Source organism: Geitlerinema calcuttense NRMC-F 0142 (assembly GCF_030285425.1).
Map to the genome: position 1 here is coordinate 21,078 of NZ_JASVEJ010000024.1, position 24,585 is coordinate 45,662.

At 49.8% G+C, this 24,585-nt stretch carries 26 protein-coding genes; 14 read left to right on the plus strand and 12 right to left on the minus strand.

Annotated elements, in window-relative coordinates:
- Positions 1-30 precede the first annotated feature (30 nt).
- Together QQ055_RS06435 and QQ055_RS06440 are read left to right on the plus strand one after the other, a co-directional pair.
- A complete protein-coding gene (locus tag QQ055_RS06435) occupies positions 31-393 on the plus strand; it encodes a hypothetical protein (protein ID WP_284475840.1) in 363 nt (120 codons plus the stop codon).
- Between the two features lie 298 nt (positions 394-691).
- Positions 692-2,095 carry an LCP family protein gene (locus QQ055_RS06440; protein ID WP_071958200.1) on the plus strand — a complete coding sequence of 468 codons (1,404 nt, stop codon included), beginning with the start codon at positions 692-694 and terminating at the stop codon, positions 2,093-2,095.
- On the opposite strand, the gene QQ055_RS06445 is transcribed toward QQ055_RS06440, so the two are convergent.
- The 3 genes from QQ055_RS06445 to dhaL all read right to left on the minus strand — a co-directional run bounded on the left by QQ055_RS06445 (position 2,092) and on the right by dhaL (position 4,654).
- Positions 2,092-2,475 carry a hypothetical protein gene (locus tag QQ055_RS06445; protein ID WP_283359954.1) on the minus strand — a complete coding sequence of 128 codons (384 nt, stop codon included), beginning with the start codon at positions 2,473-2,475 and terminating at the stop codon, positions 2,092-2,094. The two genes, QQ055_RS06440 and QQ055_RS06445, sit on opposite strands and share 4 nt — an antisense overlap.
- 107 nt (positions 2,476-2,582) lie before the next feature.
- Complete coding sequence (locus QQ055_RS06450; RefSeq protein ID WP_284475839.1) at positions 2,583-3,986, minus strand: aromatic ring-hydroxylating dioxygenase subunit alpha; 1,404 nt, start codon at positions 3,984-3,986, stop codon at positions 2,583-2,585.
- Positions 3,987-4,027: 41 nt separating this feature from the next.
- Complete coding sequence (gene dhaL / locus QQ055_RS06455; RefSeq protein WP_190566540.1) at positions 4,028-4,654, minus strand: dihydroxyacetone kinase subunit DhaL; 627 nt, start codon at positions 4,652-4,654, stop codon at positions 4,028-4,030.
- 48 nt (positions 4,655-4,702) lie between these two features.
- On the opposite strand from dhaL, the gene QQ055_RS06460 reads away from it, so the two are divergent.
- Positions 4,703-5,041 carry a 7(1) septoil knot domain-containing protein gene (locus tag QQ055_RS06460; protein ID WP_190566552.1) on the plus strand — a complete coding sequence of 113 codons (339 nt, stop codon included), beginning with the start codon at positions 4,703-4,705 and terminating at the stop codon, positions 5,039-5,041.
- 19 nt (positions 5,042-5,060) lie between these two features.
- On the opposite strand, the gene QQ055_RS06465 is transcribed toward QQ055_RS06460, so the two are convergent.
- The 5 genes from QQ055_RS06465 to QQ055_RS06485 form a co-directional block, all read right to left on the minus strand.
- Positions 5,061-8,069, minus strand: coding sequence for a PAS domain-containing hybrid sensor histidine kinase/response regulator (locus tag QQ055_RS06465; protein WP_286004398.1), 3,009 nt, complete (start codon positions 8,067-8,069; stop codon positions 5,061-5,063).
- Positions 8,070-8,251: 182 nt separating this feature from the next.
- Positions 8,252-8,548: an NIL domain-containing protein gene (locus QQ055_RS06470; RefSeq protein WP_283359958.1), complete on the minus strand. Its 297-nt coding sequence runs from the start codon at positions 8,546-8,548 to the stop codon at positions 8,252-8,254.
- Positions 8,549-8,771: 223 nt separating this feature from the next.
- Positions 8,772-9,641 carry a sulfate ABC transporter permease subunit CysW gene (gene cysW, locus QQ055_RS06475; protein WP_283359959.1) on the minus strand — a complete coding sequence of 290 codons (870 nt, stop codon included), beginning with the start codon at positions 9,639-9,641 and terminating at the stop codon, positions 8,772-8,774.
- Positions 9,628-10,488 carry a sulfate ABC transporter permease subunit CysT gene (gene cysT / locus QQ055_RS06480; protein WP_283359960.1) on the minus strand — a complete coding sequence of 287 codons (861 nt, stop codon included), beginning with the start codon at positions 10,486-10,488 and terminating at the stop codon, positions 9,628-9,630. The genes cysW and cysT overlap by 14 nt, the downstream gene beginning before the upstream one ends.
- A gap of 83 nt (positions 10,489-10,571) precedes the next feature.
- On the minus strand, positions 10,572-11,645 hold the full coding sequence (locus tag QQ055_RS06485) for a sulfate ABC transporter substrate-binding protein (protein ID WP_284475836.1): 1,074 nt from the start codon (positions 11,643-11,645) through the stop codon (positions 10,572-10,574).
- A gap of 180 nt (positions 11,646-11,825) precedes the next feature.
- Between QQ055_RS06485 and QQ055_RS06490 the strand changes: the two genes are divergently transcribed.
- A complete protein-coding gene (locus QQ055_RS06490) occupies positions 11,826-11,969 on the plus strand; it encodes a hypothetical protein (RefSeq protein ID WP_284475835.1) in 144 nt (47 codons plus the stop codon).
- Between the two features lie 29 nt (positions 11,970-11,998).
- Here the strand turns inward: QQ055_RS06490 and QQ055_RS06495 are convergent, their stop codons facing one another.
- Positions 11,999-12,931: an NAD-dependent epimerase/dehydratase family protein gene (locus QQ055_RS06495; RefSeq protein ID WP_284475834.1), complete on the minus strand. Its 933-nt coding sequence runs from the start codon at positions 12,929-12,931 to the stop codon at positions 11,999-12,001.
- Positions 12,932-12,970: 39 nt separating this feature from the next.
- Here QQ055_RS06495 and QQ055_RS06500 point away from each other — a divergent pair, with 39 nt between their 5' ends.
- From QQ055_RS06500 to QQ055_RS06520, 5 genes are all read left to right on the plus strand, one after another.
- Positions 12,971-13,177, plus strand: coding sequence for a hypothetical protein (locus tag QQ055_RS06500; RefSeq protein WP_141724484.1), 207 nt, complete (start codon positions 12,971-12,973; stop codon positions 13,175-13,177).
- Positions 13,174-14,622 (plus strand): glutamate--tRNA ligase, encoded by a 1,449-nt coding sequence (gene gltX, locus QQ055_RS06505; RefSeq protein ID WP_284475833.1) that lies wholly within the window; start codon positions 13,174-13,176, stop codon positions 14,620-14,622. Before QQ055_RS06500 ends, gltX begins: the two co-directional genes overlap by 4 nt.
- 3 nt (positions 14,623-14,625) lie before the next feature.
- The gene (locus tag QQ055_RS06510; protein WP_069969531.1) at positions 14,626-15,129 is read left to right on the plus strand and encodes a hypothetical protein; all 504 of its coding nucleotides are present in this window, start codon (positions 14,626-14,628) and stop codon (positions 15,127-15,129) included.
- Between the two features lie 363 nt (positions 15,130-15,492).
- Positions 15,493-16,164, plus strand: a complete 672-nt coding sequence (locus QQ055_RS06515) for an Npun_F0813 family protein (protein ID WP_069969532.1) — start codon at positions 15,493-15,495, stop codon at positions 16,162-16,164.
- A 143-nt stretch (positions 16,165-16,307) separates the two neighbouring features.
- Positions 16,308-17,267, plus strand: coding sequence for a hypothetical protein (locus tag QQ055_RS06520; protein ID WP_069969533.1), 960 nt, complete (start codon positions 16,308-16,310; stop codon positions 17,265-17,267).
- Between the two features lie 57 nt (positions 17,268-17,324).
- Here QQ055_RS06520 and QQ055_RS06525 read toward each other — a convergent pair whose 3' ends face one another.
- Positions 17,325-18,536, minus strand: coding sequence for a M20 metallopeptidase family protein (locus tag QQ055_RS06525; RefSeq protein WP_284475832.1), 1,212 nt, complete (start codon positions 18,534-18,536; stop codon positions 17,325-17,327).
- Positions 18,537-19,014: 478 nt separating this feature from the next.
- On the opposite strand from QQ055_RS06525, the gene QQ055_RS06530 reads away from it, so the two are divergent.
- Positions 19,015-19,449, plus strand: a complete 435-nt coding sequence (locus tag QQ055_RS06530) for an ATP-binding protein (protein ID WP_069969617.1) — start codon at positions 19,015-19,017, stop codon at positions 19,447-19,449.
- An 11-nt stretch (positions 19,450-19,460) separates the two neighbouring features.
- Here the strand turns inward: QQ055_RS06530 and QQ055_RS06535 are convergent, their stop codons facing one another.
- Entirely contained in the window at positions 19,461-19,769 is a 309-nt protein-coding gene (locus QQ055_RS06535; RefSeq protein ID WP_284475831.1) for a DUF6439 family protein, read from the minus strand.
- 179 nt (positions 19,770-19,948) lie between these two features.
- Here QQ055_RS06535 and QQ055_RS06540 point away from each other — a divergent pair, with 179 nt between their 5' ends.
- Both QQ055_RS06540 and asnS read left to right on the plus strand, forming a co-directional pair.
- Positions 19,949-20,272 (plus strand): sll0565 family protein, encoded by a 324-nt coding sequence (locus QQ055_RS06540; protein ID WP_286004399.1) that lies wholly within the window; start codon positions 19,949-19,951, stop codon positions 20,270-20,272.
- A gap of 66 nt (positions 20,273-20,338) precedes the next feature.
- Positions 20,339-21,730 (plus strand): asparagine--tRNA ligase, encoded by a 1,392-nt coding sequence (gene asnS, locus QQ055_RS06545; protein WP_286004400.1) that lies wholly within the window; start codon positions 20,339-20,341, stop codon positions 21,728-21,730.
- A 125-nt stretch (positions 21,731-21,855) separates the two neighbouring features.
- Here asnS and QQ055_RS06550 read toward each other — a convergent pair whose 3' ends face one another.
- The gene (locus QQ055_RS06550; RefSeq protein WP_283359968.1) at positions 21,856-22,158 is read right to left on the minus strand and encodes a DUF3288 family protein; all 303 of its coding nucleotides are present in this window, start codon (positions 22,156-22,158) and stop codon (positions 21,856-21,858) included.
- 84 nt (positions 22,159-22,242) lie between these two features.
- Between QQ055_RS06550 and QQ055_RS06555 the strand changes: the two genes are divergently transcribed.
- Positions 22,243-22,764 (plus strand): hypothetical protein, encoded by a 522-nt coding sequence (locus tag QQ055_RS06555; protein WP_284475829.1) that lies wholly within the window; start codon positions 22,243-22,245, stop codon positions 22,762-22,764.
- 35 nt (positions 22,765-22,799) lie between these two features.
- Positions 22,800-24,584 (plus strand): peptidoglycan D,D-transpeptidase FtsI family protein, encoded by a 1,785-nt coding sequence (locus QQ055_RS06560; protein WP_284475828.1) that lies wholly within the window; start codon positions 22,800-22,802, stop codon positions 24,582-24,584.
- Position 24,585 lies beyond the last annotated feature (1 nt).

Genomic DNA, 24,585 nt, shown 5'->3' on the forward strand with positions numbered 1-24,585 from the left:
CTGTAGAGGTCTGGTTTAGGTGAACGGTTGATGAGAGAGGACACTGACCCTTTTGAGAACGCTGAACTCAATCGCTTGCAGTTGTTTATCTATTATGTGCCTGTTTTAGGATGTATTTCGGCACTGTGGACTATTGCTCGCAATCAGGGGAACCGCCAGCAGCGTGCAGCAAGTCGTTTAGCAGTATTATTAGCCTTAGCTTGGGTGGGCGGTCATGCCGTCCTAGAAGCCGGGGCCCGAAGTTCGGAATCCTACGCGTTTCCGTTGTTGTTAACCAGTAGTCTGCTCACCTCTAGCTACTTTTTACTCAACTTCTGGCTGATGGTTCGCCTGTGGCAGCGTAAGTCCACTCGCTTACCGGGAGTGAGCCATCTGAGCGATCGCTTTCTGTAATGGGTACCCCTCCTATTGACCCCCTAGGCGAACAATGACAAAATTGCTACTTCAGTGGGAGGGAGCAAAGAGGGTCGGCAATGTATACCAGAGATTGGGGAGGTGAGTATGCTGATCTCGCTTAAACTCTCAGAAAGAGAGTAATATGGCTCAACTGCTGAAAATGCTGTCTTTTCAGGACAATTTTTTCCAAGAGCAGCAGGGATAAGCAAAGTTCCCTATACTAATCGTCGTAAGGATGCATTTGCGAATTCAGCGACTTTACTTTAAAGTCCTTATTTAGTGTGTGAGGAAGCAAGTGGCGGCTCAGAAACATCTGAAACAAAATTCTCCCCAGCAAATTAAACCCAGTAATGTGCGGTGGATTGGTATCGGTCTGGGTTTATCGGGAATTGCTTTATTGTCTGCCACAGCCGGTGCTTTGCTGGCGATTTCTTTAGCCAGTACGCCGCTGATGCAAACTCGCCTGACAGCGGAGGAAGCTGCTGTTTTTGGCAAGGGCGATCGCATTGCCACAGGCGGGACGCTACAAATGCCTGAGTTGACTCGCCCCGTCAATATTTTAATTCTCGGAACCAAAGTTCTCACCTCCGATCTTGATAATCCCCCAGACCGCCTTCAGCACTTGGGCTACCACGCTTTAGTGGATTCTTTTGAAGGCTTAACCGATACCATGCTGCTGGTGCGCTTCGACCCGGCAACGCGCAAGCTGTCCGCCCTCTCGATTCCCCGCGATACGCGCAGTTGGATTGAAGACCACGGCTTGCAGAAAATTAACGAGGCGAACTTCTATGGCGGCCCGGCGCTATCGGCGAAGGCGGTTAGCGAACTGCTGGGCGGTGTTGGCATCGATCGCTACATTCGCCTCAATGTCCAGGGAATTGAAAAGTTGATTGATGCCCTCGGTGGCGTTACGCTCTATGTCCCGCAGGATATGGAGTACCGAGATGATAGTCAACATCTATACATCAACCTCAAGGCCGGACAGCAGCACCTCGATGGCGATCGCGCCATGCAGTTTGTCCGATTCCGTTACGATGATTTAGGCGACATTGGACGGATTCAACGCCAGCAGTTATTTATTCGAGCCTTACTCGAACAAGCGCTCAACCCTACAACCTTGGCTCGTTTGCCGAAGTTGATGTCTATTATTCAGTCGAATCTCGACACCAACCTCAGCGTTGAAGAATTGTTTGCCCTCGCTGGGTTCGCAACCCGTACAGACCGCTCTCAAGTCCAAATGCTCATGGTTCCAGGTCGGTTCAGTTCGCCAGAGGAATATCAGGCGAGTTACTGGTTGCCCGACTACGAACGCATCGATACGATGATGAGTCAGCATTTTGGCATGGCAACCGCCACGACTGCACGGGCTGTTAAGTCCCTCGATCCCGCCTACGTGAATGTAGCCATTCAAGATAGTACGGGCGAATGGGGCGCGGTTGACGATTTGGTGAATACGCTCTACGACCAAGGCTATGGCAATGTTTATGTCAGTCGGCCGTGGAACGAACCGCTAAAGGTGACGCGCATTGTCGCCCAAGATGGCGATGTCACAGTGGCCAAAGACTTACAGCGATCGCTCGGCTTTGGGGAAGTGCGCGTTGAAAGTACGGGCAGTTTGCGCTCCGATATTACCATTCAGTTAGGTCAAGACTGGCTGCGACAAAAACACCGAATGCTACGCCAGCCGGATCATCTCTAATTTTGGCCAGGCTCAGGGCGATCGCGCCATTGCGGATCGATCGCTTGCTGTAAGGCTTGTTTATTGATGGGTTGTTTCACAGGTTGAACCGCTGGTTGAGAAGGGCTGGAAACGCGCTCTATCGCCAGCGGATTCGTTTTTTGTGGCGCTGCAACCGACGGCGAGAGGAGTTCGTTGAGCAGATCGAGTTGAGCATCTACAATGGTCGGACGGGTTTCGTACCAAGTGGCGATCGCGATCGAGAGTTTCTCCACATCGTCGGGTAATGCAGACACCATTTTGGCGAGTTCCGCGAGGTTATTCTCAGTAAACAGGCGGCGCGATCGCTTGTCGCTCAACAGTTCAATAAAAGCTTCTAGATTTTGTTCGTGAAAAGACATCGCTCTATCGTTTGCAGTGGATAACCTCAAGATACCGAACTGAGCGACCCAGACCAAACTCTAAATTAGGGTTAGCCCGAATCGTAACATTCGGGCTAGAAGCAAAATCAACCGGACTGCGCCCGCGACTTTTCCGGGAGGTTGCGCGGGGGAATTTCTCGGCCTTGGTAAAACCTCTGTTTGAGTCGGTTGAGGGCGAAAGCCGCACCCGCCGCCAGGATAAAGATACCGCCACTGGCGATACTTCCCCAGAGATGACCGAACCCAAACGCCAACAGGGGAACCAGAAGCCACGCGATCGCGCCCACTGCAATACTCACCCATTGCAGCCGTTGAATAGTGGCTAAAGCCTTGCGACAACTGGCACAATGCGTTGTATGAGAAGTATAGCGGTCTAAAAGTTGGGCTTGAGATAAAGGCGGGGGTAAACGTTCCCCCGGAAATGGATCGGCTTGGTATTCATTCACCCACTGGCGAAAGGCGAGGACAAAGTTATCGGCTTTCGTGGGTAGATAGCAAGCTTTGGCATAATTTCCCCCACCTCCAACCGCTTCTAAATAGCGTTCTTGGTAATGGAGGAAAATTTGGTCATCTTCCAACACCGCATTTTGTCCTAAATGAGAATACCAACGCGGCGTTAAACCAATAATCAGCCGGGGGATCGGCGAGGGAAACTTAAAGGGAAACCGGGCAAATAAGCGACATTCACCTTTGCGGATAGGGGTAGCATAAACCACCGTTAAGGTTCTGCCAAACTGCTTGGAGGTGAGGTCATGCCACATTAAATTTGGGGCAATAAAGCTGCTTTCCTGCCGTCCCAAGGTGCCTCGGCGGGGGCCTTCCTCCCAAATTCCCCTAAAGCCCTGTTTGTCGGCTTCTACGACTTCGAGATCCACTGGGCCGGCATTGCTGCGATTGCCCACCGATTTATGATGGGTAAACGGGACGTGGCTGGAGTCTAAAACATTTTCTAATAAAGTGAGGGCGTCGTAGGGAAGATCGCGAAAGGTGTTGAGACAAACCCATTCCGAGGAGGTTTCCTCTAGAACATCGACGATGGGAACGCAAACTTTCTCGGCGTTCTCTGGTTGACCTGGATAGACGAAGAGTAACCCTTGTCTGACGGCTGTGGGAAGCGATCGCACTTGCGATCGCGGCGAGAGTTCTCCTCTGTTCGCTTCCCGTTGTTGAGGAATGGATTTGCATTCCCCCGTACCGCCAAATTCCCAACCGTGATAGGGACATTCTAAACAACCTGCTTCATTCACGCGACCCTGGGAAAGCGGCGCGAGACGATGAGGACAGCGATCTGCAAATGCCCGCCAGCATTCGGCTTGTTTGTCCCACCACAGGACTAAATCTTCACCTAAGAGGGTAAAAGGGGTAGGTTTGGTCCGATCCAAGTCTTCGATATAATGCACGGGATACCAAACTTCTTTGCAGTCAAACCGCGTTGGATCGTTCCCCCCGGCGGGAAGCGTGGCTGTCTCGCGTTCTATAGCTACAGTCATAGAGGATAGTGAATGCGTTCTTCTTTGAATGTAACGCTTTATTACAGGTTGGGGTCGAATAGGGTTTTGAGAATCAGATAGGCGGAGGCTGCACCCGGATCGAGATGGCCGCAAGCGCGATCGCCTAAATAACTCGCCCTTCCTTTTTTCGCAACTAGGGGAATGGTACTGTCTCGCCCGGTTTTGGCGGCTTCTAGGGCAGTTTGCCAAGCGGTGGGGAAATCTGACCCTTGGGCGATCGCGCTTTGATAGGCTTGTTGAGTCGGAATTAGAACATCCAATAGGGTTTTATCTCCCAATTGGGCTTTACCCCGCAGGACAATGGCTTCGACAAAAGCTACTAAAATAGCGCCCATTGCTTCGGCGTTAAGTTCTTCTTTGCCCGCAGTAGCGATACTGGCGCGTAAAAACATCGTCCCATACAACGGCCCGCTAGCGCCCCCAACGGAGGAAATTAGGGTCATGCTGACGTGTTTAAAGAGGCTTCCAATATCTCGATCGGCAACAGTCGGCAATTGTTCTAAAACCTTTTGAAACCCGCGATCGAGGTTAATACCATGATCGGCGTCGCCAATCGCGGCATCAAGCTCTGTTAGATAATCTTTATTTTCGGCGATCGCTTCAGCAACAGCTTGCAACCCTTGGATAATTTGCCCTTTGGTAATCATAAAATACAAAATTAGAGAGAAGGACGGGATTTTAAACCCAAAACAATGATGAGATTTAAGCTTTGGTTCGGGCTAGCGATCGTTGTCAGTTCGATTGCGTTCAGCCAACCCACATCCTCTCATGAGAATCCGTTCGATCGCGAAAACTGTACTTATAAGGGGCGACCTCTCTATGGTAAGGTGCAGAAAGTCGAGCGGTTCGCCGATCTGAAGGTTCAAGTGGTGACTGCTTTTCCAGATTTGAAGGTACAGCAGGTTAATGCTTTTCCGGATCGATGCGGTCAATGGCAATGGGTTGATGCGTTCCCTGATTTTACGGTGCAAACGGTGGACGCGTTTGCCGATCTGAAGATTCAATATGTTAATGCGTTCCCTGGGGTACCTTAAGCTACAGTTTGTTCGGTCGCTAAAGTTTAAAGTAGGGAACAGTTAAGGCGGTTTGCTGAACGAGGTTGGCGATCGCGTTAACTAGCTTTTCGGGTTCGATTGGTTTAGACAAATGCTGACAAAATCCGGCAGCTAAGGCCTGTTCGCGGTCGCGATCGCTAGCATAGGCAGTTAAGGCGATCGCCGGAATATCGGAGCGATCGGAGGGGAGCGATCGCAGCAATCGCATAAAGTCGTAACCGTTAACCTCGCGCATCCCAATATCGCTAATAATGGCATCGGGGCGCATCCGATCGAGAACTGATAGCGCGGCTTTGACTGAATGCACGGGTGTCACCTGGATGCCTGCTTGTTTGAGAACCATTTCAATTAACTCGCAGGTATCGCGATCGTCTTCTACCAGCAAAACCTGAAGGTTTTTTAAGTAGGGCAGATTTGCAAGCCGCCGATGTACGGACGAAGCCGATCGATTAGGTTCTGGGCGATCGCTATTTTTCAGATGCGGATTTTGCACAACCGGAAGCTTCACCGTAAAGGTTGTGCCTTTCCCTTCACCAGCACTATCTGCCGCGATCGTTCCCCCGTGCAATTCCACTAAGTGGCGAACGATCGCTAAACCCAAGCCCAACCCCCCGTGCGATCGCGTAATCGAATTATCGGCTTGGCGGAAGCGATCGAAAACATGGGGTAAAAACTCAGGGCTAATCCCTTTGCCCGTATCGCGAATTTGAATCGCAATCTCTTGAGAGAATTGTTGGAGGATAACCGTGACTCGACCTTGGGCTGGCGTAAACTTAATCGCATTCGAGAGTAAATTCCAGACCACTTGCTGCAAGCGATCGGGATCGGCCCAGGTAAATTCTACTGCCGGGTCTAACTCCATCTCAACCTGAATGTTTTTAGCCGCCGCTAAGGTTCCAACCGTATCAACCGCCCTGCGAATTACTAAAGCAATATTGGCGTTCCGGCATTTGAGCGTAATTTTACCTTGAACAATCTTAGAAACATCGAGTAAGTCTTCCACCAGTTGGGTTTGCAGGCGGGCATTCCGTTCGATCGTTTCCAAAGCGCGATCGCGGGTTGAATCATTGAGTTGGCGGGTGCGTAATAGCTGCGCCCATCCCAAAATACAATTAATCGGGGTTCGCAACTCGTGGGAAAGGGTCGCGAGAAACTCATCTTTCATGCGGTTAGCCGTTTCAGCCTCTGCCCTCGCCGCTTGTTCGCGAATCAGTTGGGCGCGTTCTTCTTCCGCTTGCTTGCGCTCGGTGATATCTTGAATCAACGTCACAAAATAATCAACCGTGCCATCAGCGCGGCGGATGCAGCGGGTAGAGAGGTTCGTGTAGATAATCTGCCCATCTTTGCGAATGTAGCGTTTATCGAGGGAATAGCCATCGCGCTGACCTAATAGCGCTTGGTGGAAGAGGGTAATATCCAACGCCAGATCCTCCGGATGGGTGAGTTCTAACCAACTCATTTCTTGGAGTTCTTGGCGAGAATAGCCCAAAATATCGCAGAGTTTCTGGTTAACGTCGATCCACCCTTTTTCCGGGGAAGTAATGGCGATGCCAATTAACGGTAATTCAAAGTATTGTCGCAGCGTGAATTCCCGCTGGCGCAAGGCTTCTTCGGTGGCTTTGCGATCGCTAATATCGCGGCTGACAATTAAAGCGGTTTGCACCGCGCCTTCACGATCGAATTCGGGAACGACTCGCGACAGATAGGTTCGAGTTCCGGTGACACTAGGGGATTGAAATTCAACGGTTTGTTCCGAGGCGGTATCGAAGACGCGCCTTAAGGTGGCGTTCCACAACTGGCATAATTCTTCAGAGGCTCCAAGTTCTTCGCTGGTTTTGCCTAATAAAGCCGCTGCTGGAACTCCCGTTGAACGCTCGACTGCTGGGTTAACGTAGATATAACGTAGGTCGCGATCGCAGCGGATAATGACATCGGGGGTATTTTCCAACAACGCTTTGAGTTCTTGTTGGCGGTTGTATAAGGCTTCTTCGGCTTGGCGGCGTTCGGCAATTTGTTGTTTTAAGGCTTGGTTGGCTTTAACCAGTTCGTCGGTGCGCTTTTCAACCCGCAATTCCAATTCAGCGGTGAGTTCTTGCAGGGCGAGTAAGGCGTCGGCGCGATCGCGATCGGCCCGATCGAGAGTCCGGGCATTGAGCCAGATCAACACGCTAAAGAAGACAATATTAACAATAACCAGTAGTGCTAAAGCAAAGGACGTACGATACAACTGGGCGCGAAATCCAATCGCAATCAAATATCCAGCCACCGAGGGAATGATGACTGCGGCAATCAGCAGGCGACGGGCAATGAAGCCTCCTAGACTGCGGCTCGCCATAATTGCCATAATGCCGACGTGAGGATGGATGCTTAAAATACCAATCGCTAGCACGACGAAGGCGATCGCCGTATGCAGAGCCATGTGAGTATGGTAAGCAATTCCATACAAAGTCCGGAACTGATAGGCATAGCCGAGGAGGGGTTGCCAAGAAATTAAGGCAACCATTAAGGCGAGATATTGACTAAAACGAATCGATTGGCGGTTGTGCTGGTTTAAAAACAGCAGGGCGCTGGCCAGTAAGATAAAGTTAACCGCCGCATTGGGAGCCATTCGCCCAGGATAAGCGGTACCGATCGTCCCTGGAGGTTCGCTAAACACGAGGCGATCGATCCCTAGATCGATTCCCAAGACATATTGCAGTAAGGTGAGGGTTGCCAAAGCTAAGACCGCGATCGCAATCCCTTGAGCAATCCAAGACGATCGCGATCGCCTGCGATGGGATTGGGTGTACCACAGAGCAATACTCAAGCCAATAAAGGCGATCGCGCTGTTGGCTTTCATGCTGACAAACTCCGGGCGGATGCTTTTCAGCAGCCCAATATCGCCCACCCAGCCAACCAACACTAAAACCCCAATCCCAAAAACGAAAGCACTCGCAAAACGGGGGATTAGGGAGAGTTGGCGATGGCACTGAGAATCGGAAAGTTGAGTTCTACTCGCTTCCGGCATTGGCGTTGAGAATCAAATTGCAAGGATAAACCTTTGCGGAACCAATAGCCCGCTCTAGTAGTAAAATCCACAAGCTAATCTTTTGTCATCTCTCTTTAGCTTGATTCTCGATTTCTAAGCCAGAAAAGCAGCCTCAGCTTTTCTCGATTTAAGGAACAAATGAAGCCCCGATTTAGATCGCCTTACCAACCATCATTCGGTTCGCTAGAATTCTCCCAAATTTCTAAGTCCAGATCGTTTAGATCGATTAACGCACCGCGAATTTGTTCTGGGGTGCCTTGAAGGTCGAGATCGAACCAACCTTCCTGGGGGACTTTTGCGCCCAATAAAGCTGCATTGATATTGACAATCAAACCGTGCCGAGAAGTCAACCGAGAAATTACGGGTTCTGAGTGATATTCTTTGGGAATTCGCAAGCAAATGCGTTGATGAGTCGGACGGCGATCGCTATGCTCTTCAGAATGAGACGATGCTAACATCACAAATCCTCCAGATCGTGTCAATGAGGGATCGGACTCAAAACACTAAGCCAACTTGTAGAGCATTTTGGGGTTCTGTGCAGGACCCTTTATTGAAATTCCCCTGATTCAAGGGAATCTTGTGGTACCTTACCGAAGAGAAAACGGCTGTATCTCTTTCATCAACCCCAGAACGTTAGGAAATTCAATCCATCGTTCCGGAAAACCTCCGGTTGAACGGGGATTACTCCACATCTTTAATGCGCGTTTTGCGCTCTAAAATTTCTTTGAATACCAACGTCACTACCGCTAAACAGCCTAAAATAACAGCCGCCGCAAAAGCTGATTGGGTGTGATACTGCTTATAAGATTCCTCCACAAATAACGGCAAGGTTTGGGTTCGTCGGGCAATATTACCAGAAACCACCGCCACTGCTCCAAATTCGCCCATCGCCCGCGCATTCGTCAGCAGCACCCCATATAGCAACCCCCAGCGAATATTAGGAAGCGTGACGCGCCAGAAAATTTCCCAATCTTTTGCTCCCAAGGTTCTCGCGGCTTCTTCTTGATCGGTTCCCACTTCTTCTAAAACTGGAATCACTTCTCGCGCCACAAACGGTAAAGTTACAAAAGCCGTGGCAATAATCATTCCCGGTAAAGCAAAAATGACTCTAAAATTAGCAGCCTCTAGAATCGGCCCTAACCAGCCATTTCTGCCATAGAGTAAAACAATCATCAAACCTGCGACCACTGGCGAGATCGAGAAGGGCAGGTCGATAATACTAATGGCTAAGGCTCTACCCGGAAATTGATGGCGCGCGATCGCCCAAGCTGCACACAAGCCAAAAATGGTATTAACCGGGACTACAATCGCGGCAATAATTAACGTTAATTGAGCCGCATGGATAAAATCGGGAGTTTGTAAAGCCTGGAGAAATGCCCCCACTCCCCCTTGAAAAGCCTGCACAAAAACATTAATCGCCGGAATTAATAACACCAACGCTAAATAGAGGAGGGCGATCCCAATCAGAATATACTTAATTTTGCCTTCTTGATGGCGTGCAGGTTCCTGAGCTTGAGACAATTCTGAATTGCTGGCATTACTTATAGTCATATCTTCTGCCCCACGCTTGTAACAAGTTAATTCCCAATAAAATTCCCAAAGAAATTGCTAACATGACAGTGCCGATGGCAGTTGCACCCGAATAATCATATTGTTCCAATCGTTGGAAGACTAGCACGGGAGCAATTAAATCTTGAAAAGGCATATTCGCCGCGACTAATACCGTTGAACCATATTCCCCAACTGCGCGAGAAAAACCTAACGCTACCCCCGTCAGAATTGCTGGCATTAATGGGGGTAAAATCACGCGCCAAAAGGTTTGAAATTGAGAAGCGCCTAAACTCCAAGCCGACTCTTCTACATCTTTTTCCATTTCCTGTAAAACAGGCTGCACCGTTCGCACTACGAAGGGAAGGGAAATAAAAGTCATTGCTACCCCTACCCCCAACCGAGTAAAGGCAATTTTAATTCCCAAAGGTGCCAACAGCGAACCAATCCACCCATTATCGCTATAAACGGTTGCTAGGGTTAAACCAGCAACGGCGGTGGGTAAAGCGAACGGTAAATCGACGATGGCATCAACGATACGCTTAAAGGGAAAGTCGTAGCGAACTAAAACCCAAGCTAATAAAGTGCCAAATACGCCATTAATGGCACTGGCAATAAATGCCGTAACAAACGTAACTTCATAGGCAGAAAGGGCAATGGGAGAGGTGGCAACTTGCCAAAACCGCACAGGACCATCGGTACTGGCACGCAGTAACATGGCGGCGGAGGGAATTAACAGCATGATGCTGAGGTAGACGAAGGTAATGCGCCATGCCCATGAAACTTGGTTGAGTTGCTGCCAAACGTTTGGACGCCTGACTCGAATTTCTGGAGAAGAAGATACAGCCATGAATTCTCAATTAGCGAAACGATAAAGACTCAATGAGGAAAATTGAGCATCAATCACACAGCTCAATTTTCCCTCACCGGGGTTTAGTTACCCGCGCGAATTTGATCGAAAACCGCGCCATCCTCAAAGAATTGCTGTTGGATGGTATCCCATCCGCCTAAATCTTGGACGGTAAACAGATTATTAATGGGGGCGTATTTGTCCGCAACTTCTTTGCGTTGGGCAACGCTAGCATCAACCGGACGAAAACCAACGGCTGCAAATTCAGCTTGGGCTTCTGGGGTAAATAGATATTCGACAAAGGCTTGGGCGACTTCTCGCGTTCCGTGTCTGTCAACGTTACGATCGACGATGGCGACAGGATTATCAATGGAAATATTGACATCGGGGATAACGTAGGGGAGTTGCTGCCCGCCTTGTTGGGCTGCCAGAATAATTTCGTTTTCGTAGTTAATCAGAACGTTGCCTTGCCCTTGTTTGTAGAAAACGTCGGTGGCTTCGCGAGCATCTCTGGTGAGAATGGGGACGTTTTGATAAACTTGTCTGACAAATTCTTGGGCTTGTTGCTCGGTTCCGCCATTTTCGGTCACTGAACCCCATAAGGCGAGGAAGTTCCAACGGGCAACGCCGGAGGTTTTGGGATCGGCGGTAATCAGTTGCACGCCGTCTCTGGCTAAGTCTTGCCAGTTTTGAATGTTTTGAGGGTTGCCTGCACGGGTGACAATGACGGGTACGGATTGACTGACGATGCTGTTGTTGGGATATTCTTGTTCCCAACCTGGCTCGATCAGTCCTGCTTGTTCGATTCTTTCGGTATCTAAGGCTAGGGCAAGTTGGACGATATCTGCCTCTAAGCCATCGATAACCGCGCGAGTCTGAGAACCCGATCCGCCATAACTGGCGTTAATTCTCACGGTTTGGTTGTGTTCTTGCTGCCACTTTTCGACGAATTTCGGAATAATGCGATCGTGGGCGGCTTTGGTGACGGCGAAGGAGACTAGGGTCAGATCGACTGTTGAAGCCTGTCCTTGTTGTCCAGTTCCTGATGTGTTGGCATTGGGCGTGCAAGCTGCGATCGCGACGCTTAAACTAATTCCTGCTAAAAATAAGGCTGTAAATCTACGAGTGGTGTTTTTCAACCAGCGCCAAGGCTTCATACTGAGTTCTCCTAAAATCTCCGGTTCGTCGGTCAAGTTACCGTATTTAGACTGAGTTAGATATTAGCGCAGATGGAGTCATTTGTCTCTAGGTAATTTCTAGTTCCCCAAAAACAACAGTCACTTTCTTGAGTGACTGAGTTCAAAGTGCTGAGTGCTGAGTGACTGAGTTAAAACCGAGTGAGTCTCATTACACTTAGAGCGATCGCTCACTTTCTAGATCCCGACTCTGTTACCTTTACCGACTGCCAAATCAGTATCCAACGCGAGCAAGTTGAACGCTTAAAAGGGTATTGGCATCGCCAGCCAGAGACAGTTGTTTAAAACAGTCGCTGGCGGCATTCTTGGCTTCTCTAAGCTTGCAGAATCATGTCATCGACAGAGAAGTCAATCTCGGCTTTGTCCCGTCCAGAGGCTAGATAATCGTGATGGAAGGAGTCTTTTAAGCCAGAGATGAGGTCAAATTCGGGTTGCCATTTGAGTTCGGTTTTGGCTTTGGTGACATCGGCAAAGAAGTGCTGAACGCGCATAGGAAAGGCTTTGCGCTTGCCAAAGTCGAACTGTTTGGGGTCGTAATGTACAATTTTGAGGCTATCGGGAGATTTGCCAGCCGCTTCGATGCAGGCGCGGGCTAATCCGTCAAAGGTGACATAGCGATCGCCAGAAACGTTATAAATCTGTCCAATGGCCAGTCCCTTTCCTAATACTTTTGCCATTGCTGCCGCTAAATCCGCACAGTGACCCAATTGCGTGATATGTTGACCGTTACCGGGAATGGGGATAGGGCGATCGCGGACAATCCGATCGAAAAACCAAGCCTCTAGATCGTTATAATTCTGCGGGCCATAAATATAGGTGGGACGAATAGCCGTAAAAGGCAAACCCTGAGTCGCGAGATAGGCTTCAGTTTCGTGTTTTCCCTTATGGCGGCTTTTGGGATCGACCGGATCGCCTTCCTTGTGGGGCATTTGGTCAGATTTGAGATAAACGCCCGCCGAACTCATGTAGACGAAATGCTGAATGCGGTCTTTAAAAATTTCCGCCAGGGGTTGGGTATCGCTTAACTCGCGCCCGTTGTTGTCAAAAATGGCGTCAAAGCGTTCTGAGGATAGCTGTTCTTTCAACTGTTCGGCAGAAGTGCGATCCCCGTGAATTTGTTGAATCCCTTCAATCGGTGCGGGTTGATTTCCCCGATTAAACAAAACCACCTCATGACCTTGCTTCACTAGAATTTTAGTCAGATAAACCCCAATGAAACGGGTTCCCCCCATCATTAAAATTCGCATATTTCAACTCTTGGATAGATCGCAATCAAAAATTTTGCTTTGGAAAATTCCCCTAGCCGAACAGATTATAACGGAACGGTGCGATCGCCGTTTCAGAATGGCGATAAGAGTTGGCGGATTGTCGCTAAGATTGAGAATACACAGCAAAAACTACGCTCAACCTATTTAGACTTGAGCCTTGTAGACTACGACGATCGATCCAGTCGTGCAATTCTGCGATCAAATCAATACATTCAATCAACATGACAGTTAGAGTTCGGATTGCTCCAAGTCCTACCGGAAACCTACATATTGGCACAGCCAGGACGGCTGTGTTTAACTGGTTATTTGCGCGGCGTCAAGGCGGAACCTTCATTTTGCGAATTGAGGATACCGATTTAGAGCGATCGCGCCCAGAATATACCGAAAATATCCTGGAAGGCCTCACCTGGCTAGGACTGAACTGGGACGAGGGCCCCTTCTTTCAAACCAAGCGCCTCGATCTCTACCAGCAAGCCGTGCAAACCCTTCTCGACAAAGGATTAGCCTATCCCTGCTATTGCACCCCAGAAGAACTCGACGCCCTGCGAGAGGCCCAGAAAGCGCGCGGAGAAGCCCCCCGTTACGACAACCGCCACCGGAATTTAACCCCCCAAGAACGCGAAGCTTTTGCAGCCGAAGGTCGCAAACCCGTCATCCGCTTTAAAATTGACGACGATCGCGAAATTGTGTGGAATGACTTGATTCGCGGTAAGGTCAGTTGGCGCGGTAGCGATCTCGGCGGCGATATGGTGGTTGCCCGTTCTGCTGAAGATCGTACAATTGGGCAAGCTCTCTACAATTTAGCGGTGGTGGTTGATGATATTGAGATGCACATCACCCACGTCATTCGCGGGGAAGATCATATTGCGAATACCGCCAAGCAAATTCTGTTGTATGAAGCCCTCGAACACCCGGTTCCTGAATTTGCTCACACGCCGTTAATTTTGAATATGGAAGGTCGCAAACTCTCGAAGCGCGACGGCGTTACCTCCATTTCCGATTTTAAACGGATGGGCTATTTAGCACCCGCCTTAGCTAACTATATGACCTTACTGGGTTGGACGCCCGCCGATTCCACTCAAGAGATTTTTACCCTAACCGAAGCCGCGCAGCAATTTGGCTTTGAACGGGTGAATAAAGCTGGGGCGAAGTTTGACTGGGCGAAGTTGGACTGGATTAATAGTCAATACCTGCATCAGATCCCGGCGACTGAATTAACTGAACTGTTGGTTCCTTACTGGCAAGGGGCAGGGTATGCTGTCGATCTCGATCGCGATCGCCCTTGGCTCGATCGTCTGAGTGCCTTAATTGGCCCAAGTTTAACTCGTTTAGAAGAAGCTGTGGCGATGAGCCAACTCTTCTTTCGCGAAACGGTAGAAATTAACGAAGAAGCCAGCACCCAGTTGCAACAAACCGGATCGGCGGAAGTCCTGCAAACCCTCCTAGAAAGCCTTGAGGGTCAATCTTTGGATGAAACCCAAGCCCAGGGGATGATTCAAAGCTTGGTTAAAGAGAAAAAGCTGAAAAAAGGCTTAGTGATGCGGAGTCTCAGGGCTGCCTTAACCGGCGAGTTACATGGCCCCGATTTAATTCAATCTTGGTTATTGTTGAATCACAAAGGGTTAGATCGAACCCGAATTGAACAAGCAAAAGCGATCGCGCAATCTTAAATCATGAAACGTCTGCCACTTCCTTGCTCTGGTTTTTTAGCCCGCAGTGGCTTGCTGATGCTCGTTTCCGTCGCCGGATTCGCGCCCCTAGGTCAAGCCCAAACCACCCCCATTTCCCCGACCTTTAGGAGCATTACCGTTAGCCCCAAGTTTTCTCCCGATCCCCTCGTTCTTAAAGGGATCGGTGGGGGGGAAGTGTCTGCAAGCGACCGGGTTGGCATTGTGGAAACCTCTACTGGCTTCTGTGTCGGCTTTATTAACGATCGACCCGATCACCGCCTTGTCTTGACTGAGGCTTTTAGCTACCTCAGCTTGCAAGTTCAAAGCCCACAAGACACCATGCTGGTCGTGCGCGGCCCTGGGGGAACCTGGTGTAACGATGACCTGGTGGGCAAAAACCCAGGAATAGCAGGGGAGTGGCTACCGGGCACCTATGAAGTCTGGGTCGGTTCCTATCGGCAAGCCGATTATCATCCCTATCTCATTAAGATTACCGAAGTTCGTTAAAATCTCCCAACGGTTAACCGCTAACTATACTAAGATCCGTCTCAAGTTAAGCTGTTTAACTCAGCTTGGGTCGGAGGTTCGGCAATCGGCTTGCTGGTGGCTCAACGCTCAGTGCGATTGGGTGCGATCGCATCTATCTCTAGAGGCAAACCCCATCAAGCGTAAAGGTTGCATAGTACGATTATGGGTAATAGTTGTGAATTCAGGCGATTCGTCTAACGCGAAGCGCGTGAAACTGCATCTATCGATCCCAGAAGCTGCCTCAATTGTTGAGTGCTGCATTTACTAACGATTTGTTCTTGGGGATTGCGATCTCCCTCTGGCATCGCACACCCGCCCTGACTGGAGTCAATTGGCAGTGTCATGTTTATTTTAAAGAGGCAGGACGTTGAAATTTCGAGCGTTCAACACCCCAAACGCGATCAGCAAATACCGATTCTGAACTATCAGGGGCAAACTTTTCGCTTGATTAATGTCTTTTCAGCCGCGCAAGCCGATGAAGCCAAGGCATACTGGCGAGATTTAACCGATAATCGGGGCAAAGCCTGTGTCTTGCTGGAGGAACCGGATCGCTATAGCGTTTGGGGAAAAGTGCGGCTCGATCAACTTGCTAACGATGAGGCGGGTACTACAGAAGCGAAACCCGCTTTATATACCCAGGCTTGTTTGCTATTGCTCCAAGCCGTCTATATTGACATTGAAGATTTGTTAGGCAATCGACAAGCAAGCGCTTTTGAAAAAGATTTAGCTGGAGCCTTGGCTCAATGGAGCTTTCCTCAAGCCGGTTCGGCAAAAGCCATTAAGGATATGCTAACGCTTGACCCCCTCGATGGGCTACCCATTCAACCCTGGCAAGAACATCACTTGATCAATTTCTTGCAAGAGTTACATCGCTTAGGGAAAGACTATTTTGGTAATGACAGTTTTACCGCACGAGCCATTGAGGTTTTAGATGACCTCTCTGATGGCGATCGCGTTGAGTTTACCGCCTGGATCAACAAATCTCCCCTCGGTCAACTGTGGAATGCAGGTTAACTGAATTCGTTGAAAAATTGTGTGCGATTTGCCAAACCTAGGGAAATTTTCTCCTAAGATGGCAGTAACTTGTAGACCTGCTCATTCTATGGTCTGCTGTTAATAAGCTGAAAATAACTGATTGTGCGTTCACCGGACTTCCTATGAGCAGCTCCGCCGAAAAATCATCTACCGCGAAATCCCCCCTGACCGCTCAAACAATCGTCTTAGCTGGCGTAACTTGGGCGGTTGCTGCGCTGCTATTTTTTCTGTTGTTTGGCGCAACTCCCCCAGGAGAAAGCCCCCCGACGTGGTACTTGCTAGGCACCTACATTTTTGGGTTTGTCGCCAACCTCAGCGCTGCTATTTTGTGTTTGAGAAACTGGCGCAGCCCTCAAATTGTCAGCGGACGCAACGTTTGGCTGGGCATTGGTTTGGGCTTATTCCTCTACGTTATTGGCGATATCTTGTTTTTCCTGTGGGAATTTGTCTGGGAACAAGATCCAGTCGTTTCGCCCGGTGACTTTTTCTATTTGCTAAATTACCTGTGCCTATCTTGGGGTATGATGCTCGCAGTCACCAGTCGGCGCTTGAATTTAGAACTCAAGCAATGGATCGCGATCGCCGCTATCGGGATTGTGGGAATGGCCCTGGCGGTTTGGCTATCGCTCCCCCCTTCGATGTCTGGACTGGCGTCCACCTCACAAACCCCGACGGCTCCTACTCCTGCTGCTACCACTCCAGCCCCCGCTCCCGCAGCGAGCAGAGCACCTGATTGGGTTGTCAAACTCGAAGAGGATTTAGCGCCTCTTGATAAGCCCGTGACGCTGATTTACACCGTTTTTGACGTGGCACTCCTCATTGCAGCAACCACCCTGCTCTTGGCGTTCTGGGGCGGTCGATTTTCCCAATCTTGGCGGATGATCGCAGCAGCCGCTTTTTGCCTCTACATTGCCGATATGTGGTTCAAGTATGCCGCCACCCGCGTACCAGATTACCAAAGCGGCGGCATTCTTGAAGTATTTTGGGTCTTTAGCCCCCTGTTATTTGGGATTGGCGCGGCCCTAGAATACGATATTTCAACCCGCACCCCCACCCGTCGCGCTGGACGGCGGCGCAGCTAAAACTGGCAGAAATCACAAATTCAGCAAGTGTGGCGATCGCACTTGCTTTTTTAGCGGCTAAAAAAACGCCTCCACGCAACGGATAAACATCTCTACCCCTATCCCCAAAGCCGTTTCGTCAAAGTCAAAGTGGGGATGATGGTGGGGATAATTCAATCCCTTTTCGGCATTCGCAGAACCCAGGAAGAAGTAACACCCAGGGATTTCTTGGAGAAAGAACGCCATATCTTCGCCGCCCATTGTCTGGCATTCTGGCACGACGCCCGCCGGGGTTTCCACAACGCTCAAAGCTACCGATCTCACTAAATCCGCCATTTGCGAATCGTTGATCAAAGCCGGATACAATCTCCAGTAGTCTAAGTGGTAACGCGCCCCGTGAGCGTGGCAGATTCCCTCAATAATTTGGGCCAGACGTTGCTCGAAATAATCGCTCAGTTGGGGATCGAAGTAGCGCACCGTACCGCTCATTTTGGCACTGTCGGCGATGACGTTGAGTGCAGTTCCGGCATGGAGTTCGCCCACGGTGACGACTGCGGCTTGGGTGGGATCGATATTCCGGGCGACAATGGTTTGTAGGGCGTTAATAATTTGGGCGCTCAGAACAATGGAGTCAATGGTTTGATGGGGCATGGCACCATGTCCCCCTTTACCGAAGATGTGCAGGCGGAAGCATTCAACCGCCGCCATTAACGCCCCACGGCGAACGCCAATGGTCCCTAACGGCAGGTTGTTCCACAGGTGCAACCCAATGATGGCTTCTACGTCCGGGTTTTTGAGAACCCCCGCTTCAATCATGGGTTTTGCGCCTCCGGGTCCTTCTTCGGCGGGTTGAAAGATGATTTTGAGGGTGCCGTTAAAGTCTTGGCGGTGTTGGGCGAGGTAATAGGCGGTACCGAGGGCGATCGCCGTATGTCCATCATGACCGCAAGCGTGCATAATGCCATCATGCTGCGATCGGTAAGGGACGGTGTTTTCTTCTTGGATGGGGAGGGCATCCATATCGGCTCGAATCGCCAATACCCGACCGGGTGCCGATCCGGGGATCGTTGCCACAATGCCGGTTTTGGCAATGCCTGTTTGATGTTCGATCCCCCATTGCGTTAATTTTTCAGAGACAAATTGGGCGGTTAGCTGTTCTTGAAATCCGAGTTCGGGCTTCTGATGCAGTCGCCTGCGCCACTCCACAAGTTGAGCTTGAAGGGCGCGAATTTCAGGTCTAACTTGGTTTAAATCAATCGCAGAAGTCGAACGCGAGGAAGATAACGTCATAGGGTGCTGGCGGATAGGGAAATGGGCGATCGCGGCTAGATCGACGCTCAGTCAGGCGAGTCTTTTGAGCCGTTTAGGGGGTTCTCGCTGGGCGGCGTACAACTAGAGAACGCCTGCGCCCAGGAACCTGCAAATTCTAGTATATCGAGCTGAAAATCGGGGTATCCATCGCCGCCAAATTCAGGTATTAACCTTTGCTAGATGTTTTTCCTAAAGACTTTCTGTACAATAGAGGAGAGTGGACAGGTAATAATTTGATTGAATTCTTAATCATCTTCAGTGATGAGCGGACGACCGATCTAACCACGGCAAAGGCAATGCAACCTGCTTCTACAACTGATTTGTTCTTAGCCTTATTCATGCTTTTTATTCAGGACCCAAGTTTGAGTACCGCCTAACCTGATGTCGGCTTTCGCAATTCAGGCAAAGCCTGGATCTGATGAGTATCTGTCCTGTTGAAAGCTCAGGGGTTTTTGGAGTGATTGCGATTTCCCAGCGTCCGGTAAGCTCGAAGTGGAGTACGATTAGCTTTGCTTCTACTCTCTACCTGTGTCCGGTTCTTGATTTATTGCTCGCAGGCGTTCCTAATCGCTTGCAGGCAGAGGTGCGACTCGGCTTGCAAGAAGCGTTAGTCAATGCTGCCAAGCATGGCAATAATCTCGATCCGAGTAAAAAAGTTTTAGTTCGCTTCTCAGTAATGGGAAACACCTGTTGGTGGGTGATTTCCGATCAAGGTTCGGGAATTCCCGCAGATTGTTGTTGCAGCACTGAACGTTCCGAACAGCTTCCCCATCAAGAATCGGAATGCGGTCGGGGATTGTTTATTCTCCATCAGGTTTTTGACCAAGTGGAGTGGAACCCTGACGAACGAGAGTTAAAGTTAGGAAAACTGCTCTCTCATTCGTCTTACTAACTCGATCTCGCCTATCTTTGGGATGGGTTTGAGGAATGACCGTGCGTCGGACAAGGGGGGGCGGAGATCGAACGGTCAAGCCATCCAGTTGCCTGTTGCAGTCGCGGTAAGGCTTCCTCCGGTTGGTCTTTGAGGAGAAAGATTAAAGCGGCTGAGAGTTGTTCGCCCGATCGAGCTTTGCGATTGGCTTTTAAGCGATGCCAGTCGTTCGGCGCGATCGCTAAACGTTCTGCCAAGATTTGCGCGAGTTCTAGCGTACTCATCTCGCTGCAAGGGCGATCGCTTTTCGATCCAGATGAGGCGAGAGGCAGATTAGACATCAGAAAAGCTCAATAATCTAAGCGACGACTTTAAAAAAATATACTACCTGTTTACAAAGCACCGCGATTTATTCATGAATCTACATTTTATCTAGGCTAAACGACATCATCCGTTAGGGGGATCGCTGCTGCCTAACTCTAGTATGCTGAGGGGTGGTTGAATGCGCCGAGTTGAATTTATGTCTAATCAGCCTTCCCCGGTCGATCCCGAAGGAGAATTGGAGCGATCGCTCCTCAACGCCGAACAAGCTTTAAGCGAACTCAAAGCGCGCTATAGCCAAGTTAAACAGGGTCAAAGCCAGCAAGAAGAATTACAACACCGCGTATCACAAATTCAGCAGGAAGTCAAGCAGATTCAACGCCAACTCAACAGCCTAGAAATTGAACTCGAAAGCCGCCTCTTTTCCTGGGTGCGACTGAGCGATCCCTTTTGGCAAGCCGTACGCTTTGGCGGGATCGGTCTAATTGGCGGCTGGTTTTTGCATTGGCTGATCCGGCGCTAATCCGAGCCGAAACGCTGAGAAGTGATTAAACTAGCTGTAAGGAACGCGATCGATCAAGAATATCCAATGGCAACTCGACGAATTGCTGAAATTTTACGAAATGCTCAACCCCAAGAACAAGTCACCATTAAAGGTTGGGTGAGAACAGCGCGAGAACTCAAAGAATTTACCTTCGTAGAAGTCAATGACGGCTCCTTTTTAGCGAACCTGCAAGTCGTGCTTGATGGGAGTTTAGCCAACTATGACACCCTGCTTCAGGAAATTACCACAGGTGCATCCGTTGAAATTAGCGGCGTTTTAGTAGAATCTCCCGCCAAAGGACAGCGCATTGAACTCAAAGCCTCTGAAGTCAGAGTTTACGGAGGAGCCGATCCCGAAACCTATCCCCTCCAGAAAAAACGCCATTCCTTTGAATTTTTACGCACGATCGGACACTTGCGATCGCGCACCAACACCATCGGAGCCGTCTTCCGAGTTCGCAACGCCTGCGCCGCCGCCATTCACCAATTTTTCCAAGAACGCGGCTTTTTGTGGGTACACACCCCCATCATCACCGCCAACGACTGCGAAGGAGCCGGAGAACTCTTCAGCGTCACCAGCTTCAACCTGAAAAACATTCCCCTCACCCCCCAACAAACGGTAGACTACACGCAAGACTTCTTTGGCAAACCCGCCTATTTAACCGTTAGCGGCCAACTCGAAGCCGAAATTATGGCAATGGCGTTTCGAGATGTCTACACCTTTGGCCCCACCTTCCGCGCCGAAAACTCCAACACCTCTCGCCACCTCGCCGAATTTTGGATGATTGAACCCGAAATGGCGTTTTGCGATCTAGAGGGGAACATGCAACTAGCGGAAGAATTTCTAAAATTTGTCTTCGCCTCAGTGTTAGAAGCCTGTCCCGAAGATATGGAATTCTTTAACCAGCGGATTAACGATACCGTTTTGGAAACCGCTCAAAATATTATCCACAACCAGTTTGAGCGAGTCACCTATACTGAAGCCATTCGCCTATTGGAAAAAGCCGATAAAAAGTTTGAGTATCCCGTCAATTGGGGATTAGACTTGCAATCGGAACACGAACGCTATTTAGCCGAGGACTTGTTCAAAAAACCCGTCATTGTCACCGACTACCCGGTGGAAATTAAGGCTTTCTACATGCGCCTCAACGATGACGAGAAGACTGTCCGAGCAATGGATGTCCTCGCTCCCAATATTGGCGAAATTATTGGCGGATCGCAGCGGGAGGAACGGTTAGAAATTCTCGAAAAACGCATCCAAGCACAGGGAATGAACCCTGAAGATTTATGGTGGTATCTAGAACTGCGCCGTTATGGAACGGTTCCCCATGCTGGCTTCGGTTTGGGGTTTGAACGCCTGGTTCAGTTTATGACGGGGATGAGTAATATTCGCGATGTCATTCCGTTCCCCAGAGCGCCGCTGACGATTGAGTTTTAAAGGAAAGAAGAATGGAGGAATTGGGAGAGACGTTCCAGCGGACAAGAGAGTCGAGTAGGTTGGGTTGAGGTACGAAACCCAACACCAGCCACGGACTTTCAGCCGTTTTGTCCGTTAATTAGCCATCAACTCCAATCTTCTTGTTGTCCATCCGGAGATTGTTGGTAAACGCGACCAATTGCATGAATTTGACGAGTGCGCTCGTAAAGCTCATCTTCGGTTAACTGCCACTGGAGAAGGGTTTTTTCCAAGTCGCGCTGCAAATCTCTAGCGCCTGGAAAACCTTGATAGCGAACCTTGAGACGCGCAAGTTCGACAAGGTGGTATTCTGTGGGAGCGCCAATGACTCGCAAGAGTTCATCAACTAAAAGGCGATCGCGATTGTATTGAGGGTGTTGCTGATCTTTGCCATTAGAGGAATCGAACATTAGACTCGTGGATGATTGTACGCCTTGGGTGGAACCTAGAAATTCTAGGTCGATCTTAACTGTTATTCTGATTTTGCATAGATTATGGCTGTTGCTTTTCCTCCTCCGAATTCTCCCCGCCGTCGTCCCACTCGCAGAACCCCGCTTCAGGTGGTTCCTCAGCAACCGGGTTCTGTGACACCCTTATCGGCGCGGCGTCAACCTCGCCAGCCTCAGCTTGGGGTACAACCTCCAGTTTCTGCAAAGCGAGTCCGTCCCAATCGTATGCTGGTAACGGTAGAACGAGGTGCAGCTTTAGTCACCCTTGTTTTGGGAAGCGCAGTTTTAAGCCTTTATGGTTTAACGGTTTATTCTCAACAGAAATGGAGCCGAGAATATAACCAGTTGCAACAGTTGCAGCGCTACGAACGCCAATTGGCGATCGCCGCCGAAATGTTGAAAAATGAAATGGCTCAACAAGCGGAAAGACCGAATGGGGGGTTAATTCCACAAAACCCTGAAAATACCATTTTTCTCGTTCCGGCTCCCGAACGCAATTTACCCGCATCCCCCAGCGCGCCACCCCCGCCAATGGAACCGGAAACGCCAACGCCTTTAGGCTACTAACTCCAATCCTCACTTGAAGCGTTCTAGAGACTGAGATGGCACCTATTTCTCTTGGCGATCGCATTCGTCAGTTCTCGTTAAAGTCCCTGCTGGTGACTGAGCCTTCTAATACCCGCCTCATCTGGGTTTGGGGGATATTATTAGTGGGCATATTAGGAATAATGGGGAACTTATATAAGCTGCAAGTGCAACAAGGACCCGTGTTGCAACAAAAAGCTAGAGAGCAGCAACAGTTCAAAGCTCGAACCTATGCGCCTCGGCGTCCCATTGTCGATCGCAACGGGCAAATTTTGGCCATCGATCGACCGGCTTATACCCTTTATGCCCATCCCATCCTATTTAAAGAACGACCCGAAGCGATCGCTCAAGCGCTGTCTCAACCCTTGAACAAACCGCCAGCGGAATTGCTCAAACAATTTCGCCGCCGTGAAAGCGGTATTCAACTGGCTTACGATCTCAGCGAGGAAGTGGCGCGTCGGATCGGAGGACTTCACCTCGATGGCTTAGAACTAACCCCCTATCAGCAACGCCTGTATCCCCAAAACAATTTGCTGGCCGAAGTTGTGGGTTATATTAATCTCGATCGTCAAGGACAAGGGGGCGTTGAGGCTTCCTATCAAACCTTTTTAGAACGTTCCACCCAAGAAGCCTGGGTCAACCGCGCGGGCAATGGGTTAATTTTACCGGATCGCTTGCCAGAGAACTTCTTAGAAACAGACGAGCAACAACTGCAACTTACCCTCGATAGTCGCTTACAGCGGGTAGCAAGATCGGCATTGAAGCAACAGCTTGAAACCTATCGCGCCAAGCGGGGAACGGTAATGGTGATGAATGCGAATAATGGCGAGATTTTATCCCTCGTCACCGAACCCACCTTTGACTCCAATGTCTATTACAAATCTGAGCTAGAACTGCTGAAAAATTGGGCCGTTAGCGATTTATACGAACCCGGATCGACATTTAAACCCCTCAATATTGCGATCGCGCTCGAACTCGGCGCAATTCGTCCCAATAGCGTGTTTAATGATGAAGGGCAAATTGTGGTAGATGGCTGGCCGATTCAAAACCACGACTTTTCAACCAATGGCGGTCGCGGAGCCTTAAGCATTACAGACATTCTCAAATATTCGAGTAATGTTGGGATGGTCCATATCATGCGCCAGATCCCGTCGGAAACCTATTATACGTGGTTGGAAAAGCTCGGACTCGGTACGAAAAGCGGGATCGATCTTCCCGGCGAAGCCGCCAGTCAATTAAAAGAGCGATCGCAATTTATCTATTCCCCCGTTGAGTCCGCCACCTCCTCCTTTGGTCAAGGTTTTTCCCTGACACCGCTCCAACTTTTACAAATGCAAGCTATGCTGGCCAATGGTGGATTTCGGGTAACGCCTCATGTGGTCAAAGGACTCGTCGATCCCCAAGGTCAACAGCATTTTTCTCCCCCCATTCCTCCCCCGGAACCCGTGTTTTCGCCTCAAACTACGCAAACGGTTCTGGGAATGATGGAGAAGGTCGTCACCGATGGTACCGGACAAGTGGCGCAAATTCCCCACTATCGGATCGGCGGTAAAACCGGAACGGCCCAAAAAGCCCATCCTCAAGGAGGGTACTACGAACGCGCCCGAATTACGAGTTTTGTGGGGATTGTACCGAGCGACCCGTTCTTGAGTCAGAATACTCCCCGCTACGTGGTTTTAGCTGTTATTGATGAACCCCAAGGCGAAGATGCATTTGGATCTACTGTGGCTGCGCCTATTGTTAAATCGGTGATGGAAGCGCTCATTACCCTAGAACATATTCCGCCGTCTACCTCTCAGTGAA